Source organism: Chitinophagaceae bacterium, assembly GCA_030053935.1.
Taxonomy (GTDB): Bacteria; Bacteroidota; Bacteroidia; order Cytophagales; family JASGCU01; genus JASGCU01.
Map to the genome: position 1 here is coordinate 7080 of JASGCU010000033.1, position 16323 is coordinate 23402.

Annotated in this window: 18 protein-coding genes and 2 tRNA genes; 17 read left to right on the top strand and 3 right to left on the bottom strand. The window is 29.3% G+C overall.

The genetic code is table 11. From position 1 onward, the window contains the following. The 12 genes from QM536_04980 to QM536_05035 all read left to right on the top strand — a co-directional run. A partial coding sequence (locus QM536_04980) for a hypothetical protein (GenBank protein ID MDI9356366.1) occupies positions 1-247 on the top strand: 247 nt, incomplete at its 5' end. 18 nt (positions 248-265) lie between these two features. Further along, a complete protein-coding gene (gene rpe, locus QM536_04985) occupies positions 266-961 on the top strand; it encodes a ribulose-phosphate 3-epimerase (protein ID MDI9356367.1) in 696 nt (231 codons plus the stop codon). 39 nt (positions 962-1000) lie between these two features. Beyond that, positions 1001-1987, top strand: coding sequence for an acyl transferase (locus QM536_04990; protein MDI9356368.1), 987 nt, complete (start codon positions 1001-1003; stop codon positions 1985-1987). A gap of 178 nt (positions 1988-2165) precedes the next feature. Further along, positions 2166-2240 (top strand) — tRNA-Val (locus QM536_04995). A gap of 48 nt (positions 2241-2288) precedes the next feature. Beyond that, entirely contained in the window at positions 2289-2837 is a 549-nt protein-coding gene (locus tag QM536_05000; protein MDI9356369.1) for a DinB family protein, read from the top strand. A gap of 15 nt (positions 2838-2852) precedes the next feature. Continuing rightward, positions 2853-2926: transfer RNA gene (locus QM536_05005), tRNA-Pro, on the top strand. 387 nt (positions 2927-3313) lie between these two features. Next, positions 3314-3550 carry a hypothetical protein gene (locus tag QM536_05010; protein ID MDI9356370.1) on the top strand — a complete coding sequence of 79 codons (237 nt, stop codon included), beginning with the start codon at positions 3314-3316 and terminating at the stop codon, positions 3548-3550. Between the two features lie 7 nt (positions 3551-3557). Next, complete coding sequence (locus QM536_05015; protein MDI9356371.1) at positions 3558-3983, top strand: DUF2335 domain-containing protein; 426 nt, start codon at positions 3558-3560, stop codon at positions 3981-3983. Positions 3984-4214: 231 nt separating this feature from the next. Continuing rightward, a complete protein-coding gene (locus tag QM536_05020) occupies positions 4215-4691 on the top strand; it encodes a GNAT family N-acetyltransferase (GenBank protein MDI9356372.1) in 477 nt (158 codons plus the stop codon). A gap of 147 nt (positions 4692-4838) precedes the next feature. Further along, complete coding sequence (locus QM536_05025) at positions 4839-5471, top strand: L-threonylcarbamoyladenylate synthase (protein MDI9356373.1); 633 nt, start codon at positions 4839-4841, stop codon at positions 5469-5471. A 287-nt stretch (positions 5472-5758) separates the two neighbouring features. Further along, entirely contained in the window at positions 5759-7351 is a 1593-nt protein-coding gene (locus QM536_05030) for a SulP family inorganic anion transporter (GenBank protein MDI9356374.1), read from the top strand. Positions 7352-7366: 15 nt separating this feature from the next. After that, on the top strand, positions 7367-8002 hold the full coding sequence (locus tag QM536_05035) for a carbonic anhydrase (GenBank protein MDI9356375.1): 636 nt from the start codon (positions 7367-7369) through the stop codon (positions 8000-8002). 116 nt (positions 8003-8118) lie between these two features. Here QM536_05035 and ftsH read toward each other — a convergent pair whose 3' ends face one another. Further along, positions 8119-10245 (bottom strand): ATP-dependent zinc metalloprotease FtsH, encoded by a 2127-nt coding sequence (ftsH, locus tag QM536_05040; GenBank protein ID MDI9356376.1) that lies wholly within the window; start codon positions 10243-10245, stop codon positions 8119-8121. A gap of 65 nt (positions 10246-10310) precedes the next feature. Then, a complete protein-coding gene (rsfS, locus tag QM536_05045) occupies positions 10311-10685 on the bottom strand; it encodes a ribosome silencing factor (GenBank protein MDI9356377.1) in 375 nt (124 codons plus the stop codon). A 65-nt stretch (positions 10686-10750) separates the two neighbouring features. Here rsfS and QM536_05050 point away from each other — a divergent pair, with 65 nt between their 5' ends. Continuing rightward, positions 10751-11515, top strand: coding sequence for a biotin--[acetyl-CoA-carboxylase] ligase (locus tag QM536_05050; GenBank protein MDI9356378.1), 765 nt, complete (start codon positions 10751-10753; stop codon positions 11513-11515). A gap of 21 nt (positions 11516-11536) precedes the next feature. Here the strand turns inward: QM536_05050 and QM536_05055 are convergent, their stop codons facing one another. Beyond that, positions 11537-11668: a 30S ribosomal protein THX gene (locus tag QM536_05055; GenBank protein MDI9356379.1), complete on the bottom strand. Its 132-nt coding sequence runs from the start codon at positions 11666-11668 to the stop codon at positions 11537-11539. Between the two features lie 199 nt (positions 11669-11867). Between QM536_05055 and QM536_05060 the strand changes: the two genes are divergently transcribed. From QM536_05060 to QM536_05075, 4 genes are all read left to right on the top strand, one after another. Beyond that, positions 11868-12308, top strand: a complete 441-nt coding sequence (locus tag QM536_05060; GenBank protein ID MDI9356380.1) for a type I restriction enzyme HsdR N-terminal domain-containing protein — start codon at positions 11868-11870, stop codon at positions 12306-12308. A gap of 369 nt (positions 12309-12677) precedes the next feature. Continuing rightward, a complete protein-coding gene (locus tag QM536_05065) occupies positions 12678-14036 on the top strand; it encodes a TrpB-like pyridoxal phosphate-dependent enzyme (protein ID MDI9356381.1) in 1359 nt (452 codons plus the stop codon). A gap of 11 nt (positions 14037-14047) precedes the next feature. Further along, on the top strand, positions 14048-15253 hold the full coding sequence (locus tag QM536_05070; protein MDI9356382.1) for an ABC transporter permease: 1206 nt from the start codon (positions 14048-14050) through the stop codon (positions 15251-15253). Beyond that, a complete protein-coding gene (locus QM536_05075; protein ID MDI9356383.1) occupies positions 15250-16323 on the top strand; it encodes an LptF/LptG family permease in 1074 nt (357 codons plus the stop codon). The genes QM536_05070 and QM536_05075 overlap by 4 nt, the downstream gene beginning before the upstream one ends.

The window sequence follows — 16323 nt, forward strand, 5'->3', positions numbered from 1 at the left end:
CAAAGAACAACAAAACAAAGAACAACAAAACAAAGAACAACAAAACAAAGAACAAAATAAACCCGGCGAAAATAAAAAAGAAAAAGAACAATTGGGTAATGTGCAAAAAAAACTACAACAAATAAATATGAGCATAGAACAAGCACAAAAAATATTAGAAGCAATGCAAAATAATGAAATACAATACTTGCAACAAAACAAAAGAAAACCTACTAAAAAAAATGATAAAAATAAACCCGATTGGTAACAATAATCAATCCCCCCTATGACAAAAAACTATCATTTTTCTTCAGATACCTTTTGCCTTATTGCTCCATCTATTCTTGCAGCAGATTTTGGAAATATTCAAAAAGAAATAGAAACACTCAATAAAAGTAAAGCCGATTTTATTCATTTGGACATAATGGACGGTGTCTTTGTCCCCAATATATCCTTTGGATTCCCAGTCATAGAAGCAATTCAAAAATATTCTCAAAAATCATTAGATTTTCATCTTATGATACAAAATCCACAAAACTATATCCAAAAATGCAAAGACATGGGAGCAGAGATAATAACTGTCCATTATGAAGCATGTACCCATCTATGCAGAACCATTGAAGAAATAAAAAAACTCCCATGTAAAGTAGGAGTTGCGCTAAACCCACATACCCCTGTTTCTGTACTAAAAGATATTATCCATACTATTGATGTAGTTCTCATAATGTCCGTAAACCCAGGATTCGGAGGGCAAAAATTTTTACCCCATTGCCTCAAAAAAGTACAACAAGCAAAAGAAATTATTATTAATGCCGATTGCTTTACATATATACAAGTAGACGGAGGAATAGACATTCCCCATGCAAAAAAATTATTATACGCAGGTGCAAATATATTAGTTATAGGAAGTGCTATTTTTCAGGCAACCAACCCCTTAGATACCATAGATATGTTCAAAAAATTGAAAAATGAATACATCTAATCTTATTAATACACTCACTCATACATATTGTTATTCACTATGCAAAAAGATATTTTCAAAACAAAAATATGGAATATAAATACAAATAATTTTGAAAATACCGCAATGGAAATTTTTCATTGGCAGGCAAATCATAATACTCTATACAAAACATACCTTTCGTTACTCCGCAAAAATATAAACAATATCAGCACTATACAAGAAATTCCATTTATGCCCATCTCTTTTTTTAAAACACACAAAGTAAAAACAGGAGAATGGAACGAAAAAATCTGCTTTTTGAGTAGCACTACTACCAGAAATACACCAAGTCAACACTTTTTAGATGATATCTCTTTTTATAAAAAAATATCTACAACCATATTTGAAACATTTTATCAAAAAATAGAAAACTGTATCTTTATCGCTCTCCTTCCATCTTATTTAGAAAGAAAAAATTCTTCTCTTGTTTTTATGGTAGATGCTTTTATGAAACAAACAAAAAATAACTACTCTAGATACTTTTTATATAACGATGCAGAATTAGTAAAGTATTTAATAAGTATTCAAAACAAAAATACTCTTAAAGTATTACTTGGTGTAAGCTTTGCATTGCTACATCTTGCAAAAAAACACGAACTGGATCTCAATGATTTTATCGTAATGGAAACAGGAGGGATGAAAGGAAAAGAAAAAGAAATAACAAGAGAAGAACTTCATATGTTTCTCTGCCAAAGATTCCATATAAAAAAAATTCACTCAGAATATGGTATGACAGAACTTTTATCACAATGTTATTCCTATGAAAATGGAATATTTTTTTCGCCCCCATGGGTAAAAATACTTATACGTGAAGTAACAGATCCTTTTTCTTATAACAAAGAAGGAATAACAGGAGGAGTAAATATCATCGATTTAGCAAATATACATTCGTGTTGTTTTATAGAAACACAAGACTTAGGAAAAAAAAACTCAAATAACAGCTTTAGTATTTTAGGAAGAATAGACCATTCCGATATAAGAGGATGTAATTTACTCACTTTTTAATGTATTTATTTGATTTTTATTCAAAAAATCGTTTTTTTATTTAAAAAAGTCGTTTTTTATTTAAAAAAGTAATATTTATCTCATAAAATACAAATTAAAATAAATAATATTTGAAAATAATTTTTTTTTAACTAATTTGTATTATTCGTTATTATAGTTTCTTTTAAAAACATATTTTGGGTTCTTAGCTCAGCTGGTTCAGAGCACCTGCCTTACAAGCAGGGGGTCATAGGTTCGATCCCTATAGGACCCACTTTTTAGTTGTTTATCAATCGTTTATCCTATTATATCTTGATATTGTATGAATTGGATACAACAAATAGATGAGATTACTGATGATTTTATATTTTTTTTTAGAGATTTAGATTCAGAAGAACTAAACTGGAAAGAAAACTCAAAAACATGGAGTATAGCACAAAATATAGAACATCTTATTGTTATTAATAAGACATATTTTCCTATTTTAGAAGATATAAAAGCAGGTAAATATAAAGTTTCTTTTTTAGGAAGTATTCATTTCATAGTTTCTTTTTTCGGTAAAATGATACTGAATTCCGTAAACCCGAACACAAAAAGTAAAATAAAAACTTTCTCCATTTGGGAACCAAGTATTGAAAAAATATCCATAGATATCCTAAATAGATTTCAAGAACACCAAATAGAATTAAAAAAACAGATACATGAAGTAGAATATTTTATAAAAAAAGGTACAGTTATTGCTTCACCTGTCAATAAGTATATAGTTTATAAATTAGAAACTGCTTTTGATATTATAATAACCCATGAAAAAAGACATCTCAAGCAAGCAAAAGAAATTTTAGTTCTATTACCTTCTTTCAAAAAAAAATAAAAATAATATAAAGTTCGGAGTGTAGCGCAGTCCGGTAGCGCACTTGGTTTGGGACCAAGGGGTCCCAGGTTCGAATCCTGGTACTCCGACTATTTTTATATGACACAGTAGAACCTATCACCTATCTCTGTATCTACATTTTTCTATTCCCATTAACACTTCCTACTTGCTTCCTTCATAAACCACCTGCGTGTTTTTTACGACGGAAAAATTTATGAAAGAACTATGAAAATAACTTTTAAGAATATAGAAAATATTTACTTCCAATAATAGAAACCACTTTTTATTGAAAAAATAAAATTAAACTGTTATTTTATAAGTTGTGTAATAAATACCCTATTATATAGTATTTTTTATTAAAGCTTGCAATAAAATGTTAGTTTATATGTAAAAAATATTAATTTTGCAACACATTTAGTAAATTTATTCATAATAATTACGTAGTAAATATAAAATAATTATAAAGTCAATACAAAATGAAAAAACAAAAAATATATACCAAAAGTTTTTTATTTTCTCATCTTTCTTTTTTTTCAGGGGCAGGAACAGTAATAAACTTAGCTGGAAATTTTTATAGATTTAATTCATTAGATTCAGGATTTGAGGCTGATAGAAAATCTATTGAAAATGATTTTCGAATGATTGGGCAAGATATTACTTGTGCGATAGAAAAAATGAAAGAAGATGCAAAATTACTGATTCCATCTCAATAGTTTGGTTATGTCTGAAGAAATTCGAAAACAAGACGATTCAGAAAATAATAATTTAGATAAGGTTGAAAAGATACTCATAGAAAGTGATCCAAATATTTTTGATGGGATATCAAAGCAAAAAAAGCAACAAATTATCAAAATTATTCGAGTGACCCTGCAAAAGACTCGCATCGGTCCGCTCCCCGCCCCTGAGACATTTTCCGAATATTCTAATATTATTCCAAATGGGGCTGAGAGAATTATGCAAATGGCAGAAAAACAACTTGACCATAGAATGAAAATGGAAAACAAAATTGTCGGATCGCAAATAATTCAAAGTAACATTGGTCAGGTTTTAGCATTTTTGATTGGAATCGCCGCATTGTCAGCATCAACTTATTGTATTGTAACTGGTCATGAATGGTCAAGTAGTATTATATGTATGGCGGTTTAACAGATCTTGTCACGGCATTCGTTAAAGGATATAGGTCAGCAACAAAAAAAAATTTGATTAAAAACATTCTTAATTTTTATCTCAAAAGGTAACATAATCCTTGAATTGTGCGGTGCAGGTATACTCTATAGAAATATGTTTTTAATTCGTTCTTCTCGTATACTTTTATAAAAAATAGCTATCTTTATCTTTAAAAATACAAATAAAACAGAATTTTTATTCATAAAACAAATGCTGATACGTACACTAGAAGTCCAAGAAATTCAGAGTTTTATTGATTTTTTTAGACATATTATTCAAAATTTTCCTTATCTCACTACGGAAGCGAAGGAATCAGAAATCCATCTATTTACCGGAAAATACATAAGAGAAAAACTAAAAAAAGATCCTTTTTCTTTTATTATTGCCTTGGATGAAAAAAATACTCTGTTAGGTTTTTGCATCAATACTTTTGAATACGGAATTGTTTTTATAGACCATATTTTTCTTTCCGAAATGGTACCAAAGGGTAAAGGCATCGGAACTCAGCTTATGGAAAAATGTATTGCATTTGCTTCTATAAGAAATGCTCATAAAATTTGGGCTTCCATTCACCCAAACAATACAATATCACAATTTTTTTTTAAAAAAAATGGATTTAACACCGTATGTATTTTAAAAAAACACTGGTATAAAATAGATTTTATTATGGTAGAAAAATTTTTGTAAGATATCTATGGAATTTCTTTTCCATAACAATTATCTACCAATATTTTTTGAAAAAAATATTATTATTTTATATTCTAAAAGTAAATAAAAAAAATTATTACTCAACACATAATTTTAATAATAAATTAATTTACAAGAATATATACTATGAATACGTGTATTTGTATAAAAATACATCCGCAAAATCCAGAGGAGAAAAAATTAGAAATTGTAATAGATATTTTAAGAAGCGGAGGTATTATCATATATCCAACAGATACAATTTATGGGTTAGGATGTGATGCATGGAATAAGAAAGCGATTGATAAAATACTCAGGATAAAACAGATAAAAGATACAGATTTAAAATTTTCTCTTATATGTTCTGATTTAAGTCATATTTCAGATTATACTAAGCCTTTTGACAGTACTGTTTTTAAAGCAATGAAAAAATGTTTCCCTGGTCCTTTCACTTTTATACTTCCTGCAAATAGTATTATTTCTAAAAGATTACATATACATAAAAAAAATATTGGTATCAGGGTTCCTAATAATAAAATTGCAAGAATGATAGCAAAACTTTTAGGTAATCCCCTTATGAGTACTTCTTTATATGATAATGTAGATACTTCAGAATATATTACAGATCCTGATATTATTATGGAAAAATATCAAAAATTAGTAGATGTAGTGGTAGATGGTGGAATGGGCGGTCAGATTCCTAGTACTGTTTTAGATGCTACTGGAAATACTATTTATGTAGTGCGGTACGGTTTAGGAAATGTAGAAGATATGTATTAAAATACTTTATTTCAAAGTATATGCTACCATCCAAAAAGGTATGTGTTTAAAATTTATATTATGTGAAAAAAAATTATATTTTACTAAAAATAAAAAAAGAGAAAGTATATAAAAAAATGGCACGATTTCTATGGGAAATAAGTACACTTGGCTCTTATTTGAGATAATACAATAAAATGATATAAGTATATAAAAATATTATTTCTTTTTTCACAAAATTATTTATATATTATACGATAAACTATAGAAATCAATTCAATAAACATATTCTTAATAATAATAAAATTATGACACTAAAACGTAAATGTAGGAGATTTTTGGTGTTCCTAAAAATAAATTTTAAGTACGACTTCCCTGCTTCTATAGTAGTGTTTTTAGTTGCGGTTCCTTTATGTTTAGGGATATCCTTAGCGTCTGGAACCGAAATACGTACTGGACTAATAGCTGGGATAGTAGGAGGGATAATAGTAGGATATTTCAGTGGTTCTCATGTGAGTGTAAGTGGTCCCGCTGCCGGTTTAGTAGTTGTAGTATCACAAGGGATACATATTTTGGATGGTTCTTTTACTGGTTTTTTATTAGCTACTGTGATAGCAGGAATACTTCAATTTTATTTTGGATATATAAAAGCTGGTGTTATAAGTCAATTTTTTCCGAGTTCTGTCATCAAAGGTTTTTTAGCATCTATAGGTGTAATATTAATTTTAAAACAAATTCCTCATGCTTTTGGATATGATATAGATCCAGAAGGAGACGAAAGTTTTTCTCAGATAGATGGAAAAAACACTTTTACAGAATTATTAGAAATAACAAATAATATAGAGCCAACAGCTGTATTCATAAGTATTTTATCTTTATTTCTTATCCTCTTTTGGGACAATGGTATTAAAAAGCGTTTTTCTGTTTTTAAAAATATTCCCAGCTCTTTAGTAGTAGTAATAGCAGGTATTATTATGAACCAAATCGCTCTCTTATATTTTTCAGATATGGGATTGAAAGAAAAACATCTTGTACAATTTCCCATTATGGAAAGAACTTCAGACTTTTTACAATTATTATCATATCCAGATTTTTCTCAGATCTATAACATTAAAGTATATGAGGTTGCTTTTCTTATCGCATTTGTAGCAAGTATAGAAAGTTTACTTTCTTTAGAAGCAAGTGAAAAAATAGATCCTTTGAAACGTATATCTAGTTCTCATCAAGAATTAAAAGCACAAGGAATTGGAAATATTACATCTGGTCTTTTAGGAGGATTGCCTATAACTTCTGTTATTGTTCGTACTTCAGCGAATGTCATTGCAGGTTCTCGATCTAAATTATCTACTATATTTCATGGAATACTTATTTTATTATCTTTATTCTTCTTTGGAAAGATATTAAATTTCATACCTTTTGCGTCTTTAGTGGGTATTTTAATAATTATAGGTTATAAGCTTACCAATATTTCTCTTTATAAAGAGATGTATAAAAAAGGATGGGATCAATTTATACCATTTATAGTTACGCTTATATCTATTTTGTTAAGTAATATAATAATAGGTATCAGTATTGGTTTTATAGTAGGTATATTTTTTGTTATAAAATCAAATTATTACAAGAGCATAATATTTACAGAAGATAAAAATAAGAAACATTACCTCATACAATTTCGCCATAATGTTTCTTTTTTAAATAAATCTATTATTACAGAATCTTTTCAAAAAATAAAATACGGAGGATATGTAATAATAGATGCATCAAAAGTATATCATATGGATGAAGACATAGCAGAAATAATTCGCGATTTTGTAACTACAGGTCATGAAAAAAGAATAGTAATAGAGATAAAACAAACTCATACAAATAGATACATATTAGAAAAATATAAAATTATTTAAACTTGCAATAAAAAAATGAAAGCATATCAAAAATTACTATTACAAAATCAGGCATGGGCAAAACAAAAATCAGAAGACAATCCAGATTTTTTTGAAAAATCTTCTATTTCCCAAACCCCTCAGTTTTTATGGATTGGATGCTCTGATTCAAGGGTTCCTGCTAATGAAATTACAGATTCCGAACCTGGACAGATATTTGTTCATAGAAATATAGCAAATATGGTGGTTCACACAGATTTAAATCTACTAAGTGTTTTGCAATATGCAGTAGAATTTTTAAAAGTATCTGATATTATTGTTTGTGGTCACTATGGTTGTGGTGGAATAAAAGCAGCCATGTCTCGTCAACACTTAGGACTTATAAATAAATGGATAAGAAACATAAAAGAAGTGTATAAGATACACCAGAATGAGATAGATGTTTTACAAACAGAGGAACTTAGATTGAATAGAGTCACAGAATTGAACGTCATCGAACAGGCAATGAATTTAGCTAAAACAGGTATTATCCAAAGGTATTGGAAGCAAGAGAAGCGACCTATTATACACGGTTGGGTTTATGGGCTTCATGACGGAATTATTCATGAACTCGTAAATATATCGTGGGATAATAATCTGTTAGACCCTATATTCACATTTGACATCCCCTAAAATAAATAATAGAGTACATTGAAAACAATAGTATATAGTACCAACAGTTATAGATGATACTATAGAATATGAGAGAACCAATAACTATCTATAGAAAGATAAAAAATTGAGTATCATTATGATAAAGAATTTTTTGTTTTTTTTTTCTTTGGATTGGTATCTTCTGTATTTAGAACGTTTATATCTTTTTCGTTTGAAAGCTTTGTATCTGCTTTTTGCTCTGTTTGGATAAAAGATTGGTAAGCAGTCGGTTTCTCAAAAGGTCTCGGTCCTATTAATCGTTCTAAATCGTTTTGAAACAGTATCTCTTTTTGTAATAGTTCTTGTGCAATTATTTCCAACTTATCTTTATGAAGTATCAATAGACTTTTGGAACGCTCATAGACATCAGCTATTATTTTTCTTACCTCCGCATCTATAGTTTCCGCTGTAGATTCTGAATATGGTTTGTTAAATAAAGGTTCTGATTGTTTTGAGTCATAGAATGATACATTTCCAATTTTATCATTCATACCATATATAGTCACTATTCCGTATGCCATTTTAGTTACTCTTTCGAGGTCGCTCAGTGCTCCTGTAGATATTTTTTGGAATATAATTTCTTCAGATGCTCTTCCTCCCATCGCCATTACCATTTCATCTATCATTTGATCTGTTTGATAGAGAAATTGTTCTTTGGGAAGATATTGAGCATATCCTAATGCGGCTACTCCTCTCGGTACTATACTTACTTTTACCAATGGATCTACGTGTTCTAAAAACCAACCCGTAACCGCATGTCCTGCTTCATGATAAGCAACTATTTTTTTTTCTTCGGGGGAAATTATTTTATTTTTTTTCTCCAATCCACCTATTATTCTATCAATAGCATCAAAAAAATCCTGCATTTCTACTGCTTTTTTATTTCTTCTCGCTGCTATTAGAGACGCTTCATTACATATATTAGCAAGGTCGGCACCTGCAAAACCAGGTGTCTGTGCAGCTAAATTTTTTACACTTATATTGTCAGATAATTTTAAACTCTTGAGATGGACTTTTAGAATAGCTTCTCGTCCTACTAAATCGGGTTTGTCTATACTAATCTGTCTATCAAAACGTCCTGGTCTTAAAAGTGCTGAATCTAATACATCGGGTCTATTTGTAGCAGCTAGAATAATAATCCCAGCATTATTTCCAAAACCATCCATCTCTACTAAGAGAGAATTGAGGGTATTCTCTCTTTCGTCATTGCTTCCACCTGCAAAATGATTGCGACCTCTGGTTCTTCCTATTGCATCTATTTCATCTATAAAAATAATACAAGGTGCTTTTTCTTTTGCCTGTTTAAATAAATCTCTTACTCTTGAAGATCCTACTCCTACAAACATTTCCACAAAATCTGAACCCGAAAGTGAGAAAAAAGGAACATTCGCTTCCCCTGCAACTGCTTTCGCTAAAAGTGTCTTCCCCGTACCAGGAGGTCCTATTAATAAAGCTCCTTTAGGAATCTTTCCTCCCAAGTTGGTATATTTATCAGGAGATTTTAGAAAATCTACAATCTCTTTTACTTCTTCTTTTGCTTCTTCTAAACCAGCTACATCCTCAAATGTAATTTTTACTTTATTATTCCCATCAAAGAGAGATGCTTTTGATTTTCCTATACTAAAAAGTTGACCACCAGGTCCTCCCATACTTGTCATCTTTTTTATCATATACCAAAAACCAAATATTAACAGAATAATAAAACCGTAGTTAAAAAATATCTCTACACTATTCGCTCTTTCTTCTATTTTATAAGGTACTTCTAAATGATCGGGGATTTGTTCTTCTATTTTTTTTAACTGATCTAAAAACTTATCTAAAGAAGATATTTTAAATTTATAATGTGGTCCTTTTTTACCAAATCCATTAAAATTATCGGATAGTTCTTTTTTATAAGTTGGTATTTCTAATGCTTCTTCTTTTAGTACCACTTCAACTACATCTTCATTTTTTATGAGAATCAATTCCTGTATATGATTCTCTTGGTACATTTCTCCAAATCTTTTTTGAGTAATAGTAATGGTAGCCTTGTTATTACCTAAATAGGTTACTATCATTAAAAGCACAGTGGATCCAATAATTATCCACATTTGGTAGTTTATTTTTTTATCCTCACCTTTTTTATCTTTTGTAGGGTCTTTAATTTTATTTTTGTTTTTTATTATTTCTTGGTCTATCTTTTCTATTTTCTTTTTTGTACTTTTCATTATATCTATTTTCATTGTATATGGTTTTATTTATTTTAATTTTTATTTACGTAAAAATGTATGTTGTGTCTTAATATTTTTTATTTTATAGATTCAATTTTTGCGTCTCCCCAAAGTGTTTCTAAAGCATAAAAAACTCTCCTCTCTTTTTTGAATATATGAACTATTACATCTAAATAATCTATCAATACCCATTCTTTTGTTTGAGTTCCTTCCTTACTATATGGATGTTTTTGAATATACTGATATACAAAATCATCTATAGCGCTGCTAATAGAATCTAAATGAGTATCCGAATTACCACTGCATATAATAAAGTAATCTACTATTGCATTTTTTATGTGCCTCATATCCATGATGATTATTTCTTCTCCTTTTTTTTCTTTTATTCCCATAATAATAGAATCTCTTAGTATTTTTATAGGGTCACTGCTTTGTTTTTTTATTGCATTCATGTATTATACATTTAATATTATATTCTTTTTTTATTGTACATTAAAATCTATAAACTAAAATATATATGAAAAATATACATCTTTTAAAAAATTCTTTCATAGGAAAAAATATTATTCATTATAACAAATGCACTTCTACCAATACGGTAGCAGCAGGTTTGCTTGCTCTACATTCTTTAGAAGAAGGAACAATCGTTATAACAGATGAGCAGACCGAAGGAAGAGGACAAAGCAACAATTACTGGGAATCTGAACCACAAAAGAATCTTTGTTTTACTATTGTTCTCTATCCGACTTTTTTACACACATCTCATATTTTTTATCTCCATATTATTACATCTCTTTCTATAAGAGATGCTTTACAAAAAATATCTGTGCCGAATCTAAAAATAAAATGGACTAATGATATTTTTTGTAAAGATAAAAAAATATCAGGCATCTTAATAGAAAACACCATACAACAGTACTTCTTCTCACAATCGCTTATTGGAATAGGTATAAATATAAATCAAAAACTTTTTTCTATACCATCGGCAACCTCCGTAATAAAAGAATTATCGCGAGAATATGATATATTAGATATATTAACCTCGGTATTAGAAAATATAGAAATGTATTATTTACATCTCAAAAGTAAACGGTATGAATCCCTTAAAAAATTGTATTTGCGACATCTTTATTGGAAAGATGAGTTACATCTTTTCAAAAATGCTGAAGGAATGTTTGAAGGTATCATTACCGGTATTAAAGATAGTACAGGACAATTAGCAATTTCTGTAAAAAATAAAGAAATTTTTTACCATCTAAAAGAAATAGTATTTATAAAATAGGTAGTAAATAACTTTTTTAAGTTATTTGCTTATTTTACTCTTGCTCTTGATGGTAAGTGCGTTTTGTTTATTTCTGTCCTTCTGAGGACGAGAATTCCCATAGCTACCCATACTAATTTTTCCCTTCTTTGTTTTTTTATCTCCTTTTCCCATTTGTTTTGTATTATTATTGTATTATTTGTAATTTATAATTGAAATATAATTTTTATAGCAGAAAATATATTTTATTGTATATATTCTTTAAAATAATAGCAAATATATACCATTTTTATTTTTATTACATATTATTATAATTTTATGCTTTTTTTGTGAAAAACATGACGAATTAAATATGTAAATTCAATTTAATTATATGGTAGATTTAGAAGGCATTTCTTCTTTATTATATCAAAAACGAAATAATACTCTTTTTGTTTTTGATATTATCAGAAAAAAATATAGAGTGGCTACTCCCGAAGAGATTGTGCGTCAATACTTTATAAGGTTTTTAATAGAGAAGAGGAATGTTTCTCAAGCACTTATAAACATAGAAAGAGGATTATATTATAACACACTCTTGAAAAGAGTTGATATTATTGTATATAATAGAAAAGGTGTTCCTTGGATGCTCGTGGAATGTAAAAGGCACGATATAGATATGAAAATAGATGCTTTATATCAAAATACTACTTATAATAGTGTTTTCCACGCACCGTTTTTGGTAGTCACCAATTTAAAATCTACTCTTGTTTTTGAGACATTTGAAAACAAAACATTTGAAAGAACAGAAATACCATTTTTTGATTTATCATAAACTGTATTATTTATTATGAATACAGTAACTAATAGATGTTTGACTACCTCCGTAAACATTGTAAGTATTAGATATATTTCTAAAAATGCTTTTTACAGAAATACTTATTTTTAAATCGTTGATAATCAATCCGTTATAAAACTACAAGTGTATCAAAAATGATTTTTAGTGGTGACTCAAAATTTATTTTTTATAAAATTGCAGTTTTTAGAGATTATCTTTGATTTATTGAAAGGTACTTACTTACAGAATGTCTCAAAAGTATTTTTTAAGAATATCATTATAAAACAGAGCATTCAAATGAAATAGAAAAATAATTCTCAAAAAAAAATTACATATTTACAAAATAACAAAACAATAATAACCCTTATGAAAAGAAAAATTTACTTATCAGAAAAGGATATACCAAAAAAATGGTATAATGTAGCAGCAGATATGGTAAATAAACCATTACCTCCTCTTCATCCTGCAACAAAACAACCAGTAGGACCTCAAGATTTATCGCCTCTATTTCCTATGGAACTTATTAAGCAAGAAGTTTCAACGGAAAGATACATTGATATACCAGAGGAAGTGTTAGACATGTATAAAATATGGAGACCATCACCTTTATTTCGTGCCGTTTATTTAGAAAAAGCATTAGGCAGTTCTTCAAAAATTTATTATAAATACGAGGGAGGCAGTCCTGCGGGTTCTCATAAACCCAATACTGCTATTCCACAAGTATATTATAATAAACAAGAAAAAGTAAAAAAAATAACTACTGAAACAGGAGCAGGGCAATGGGGAACAGCTCTTTCTTTTGCTTGTGCTCAATTTGGAATAGAATGCGAAGTATATATGGTAAAAATTAGCTTCTCTCAAAAACCGTACAGGAAAATACTCATAAATTCTTTTGGAGGAAAAGTAATAGCGTCACCAAGCAGCAACACAAACGCAGGAAGGAAACAATTAGAAATAAATCCAAATTCTAATGGAAGTTTAGGAATTGCAATATCAGAAGCAATAGAAGTAGCTGCACAGAGTGAAACTACAAAATATGCGCTAGGATCTGTGTTGAATCATGTTCTTATGCATCAAACTATTATCGGAGAAGAAGCCAGAAAACAGTTAGAATATACAGGTGATTACCCAGATATAGTAATAGCACCATTAGGAGGAGGTTCTAATTTTGCAGGTATTAGTTTTCCGTTCTTACGGGATACATTACAAAATGGGAAAAAAATACGATGTATAGCAGTGGAACCTGCTTCATGTCCTAAATTAACAGAAGGTAAGTTTATGTATGATTTTGGGGATGCTCAGGGGTATACTCCTCTTTTACCGATGTATACATTGGGGCATACTTTTAATCCTGCCGCTATCCATGCAGGAGGATTGAGATATCATGGGGCAAGTGTACTTTGTAGTCAGCTCCTAAAAGATAAACTTATAGAAGCGTCTGCAATTCAGCAGTTAGAATGTTTTAAGGCAGGGGTGTTATTTTCTAAAACAGAGGGTATTCTTCCCGCACCTGAAGCATGCCATGCTATTGCTCAAGTTATCCGAGAAGTAGAGCAAGCAAAAAAAGAAGGAAAAAATAAAACAATACTGTTTAATCTTTGTGGTCATGGATATTTAGACCTTCAAGCATATCAAGATTTTTTTGAAAATAAATTGGTAGATCATACACTTCCTTCCGAAGAAATTCATCAGAGTATAGAACAGATTAGAAGTTTACAACCTTAATTTTACTCACATTGAACGTTGCTTTTTTCATTGCATGGAGGTATATTTTTTCTAAAAAAAAACAATTTATTCATATTATATCTCTTGTTTCTTTATTGGGTGTCGCCTTTGGAACTATGGCTTTGGTCATAGCTCTTTCTGTTTTTAATGGATTAGAAGACCTTCTCAAAACAAATGTGTTTAATGCTTTTGATGCAGAATTGAAAGTAGTATTAGAAAGAGGAAAATCTTTTGATATGCACTCTGTGGATTCAAAAAAAATAAAAGAAATACCACATGTTACCTCGGTTGTAGAAATTATAGAAGATAACGCACTTATATCTTATAACGGTATCCAAAATATTATAACGATAAAGGGGGTAGGTGGAAGGTTTATTAAAAATAATCCAATGAAAGATTATATAGATGGAGAATTTATTTTACAAAAAAATAATCAATACTTTTTATTAATCGGAAAAGGAATCGAAAACAATTTGCAACTCTTTGACCGCCAAGACCAGAGAGTGCAAATATTTTATCCTAAAATCACCACAACTCATACAGGCATACAACCAAGTGACTATTATAATACAAAAGAGATTTGGGTAAGTGGCTCTTTTAGTATAGAAAAGCACTATGACGAGAATTATGCCATTGCTCCCATCCAATTTGTAAGGGAACTTATGGATTATGGAAATAAAATAACCGCTTTAGAAATTAACATACAGCAAAAAGTACATATCCATACGATTAAAAAAAAAGTGCAAGAAATGGTGGGGGAACAATTTCAGGTGTTAGACGAAGAAGAGCAGCATTCCGATATATTTAAAATTCTCAAAACAGAGAACTTTTTTGTTTTTTTAATTTTTTCTTTTATACTTTTCATTGCCTCTATCAATATATTTTTCTTCCTGACGATGCTCGCAATGGGCAAAAAGAAAGATGTAAAAATTTTATATGCCATAGGTGCAGATAGTTTTTTGATAAAAAAAATATTCCTTTTAGTAGGTATCATTATAGGGTTTATTGGCAGTAGTTTAGGTATTTTTTTAGGAATTATTGTTTGCCTATTGCAACAAGATTTTGGAATTATATCTATGGGGATAAGTTCTTCTATTATTGATGCTTATCCCGTAAAAATAGAAGTAACAGATATTATACTCGTATATGGTATTATATTTTTTATTACGTTTTTTATTTCTTACAGACCTGCGGATTTTATTTCAAAAATAAGATGAAAAAAATAGATGTATACATTTTAAAAAAAGTTCTAAAAACCTTTATTTTTGTAGTTCTCGGGCTTATACTCGTTATTTGTGCAATAGATTTTACAGAAAAAAATGATAGGTTTATAGAACATTCTCTGAAAGCAGGAGAAATCATGAGATACTATTCTACTGTTATTCCTTATTATATCGGATTCATTACACCTATCACTGTCTTTATCGCAGTTGTTTTTGTAACCGCAAACCTATCCGCAAGAACCGAAATAATTGCTATCCTCACCTCAGGAATTAGTTTTTATAGAATGTTGTTCCCTTATATACTCAGTGCCGCTTGTATTGGGATTATCAGTTTTTTTTTCAATGGATATATAGTCCCCGATGGTAACAAATTTCGAATCGATTTTGAAACAAAGTATATCAAAAGACCATCGTATTATACAGACAGAAATATTCATCTGAAAATAGATACAGAAGATTATTTGTATATGCAAAATTATGATACTTACGCTAAAACAGGGTATAATGTTACTTTAGAGCATATACAGAATTATAAAATGCTCTCAAAACTCAAAGGTTCAAGAATACAATGGGATACCGCAATTGATAAATGGAAACTATATGATTGGGAAAACCGAGTATTAGATACATTTGGAGAGCAAATAAGCAGAGGGATAGTATTAGATACTTTTCTGCATGTCACCGATGCTGATTTTGAAAGTAATCAAGGGATGCACGAAACAATGACAAATCCCGAACTCTCTCGCCATATAGAATTGTTGCATAAACGTGCTTCTGATGATGTTCATTCTTTTATAATAGAAAAATATATTCGGATAATGTCCCCATTTGCGATTCTTATTCTCACCCTTTTAGGTGTATTGATATCTTCTCAAAAAAGCAGAAGGGGAACAGGATTTTTAATCGCCTTGGGGTTTACTCTTGCTTTTATTTATATTATATTTTTCACTCTCGCCCGAGCCATTGCTCAAAATGGTGCTTGGAATCCTCTCTTAGCTGTATGGGTACCCAATATTACTTTTTTGAGTATCTGCATTATTGTTTTTCTTTTGATAAAAAAATAA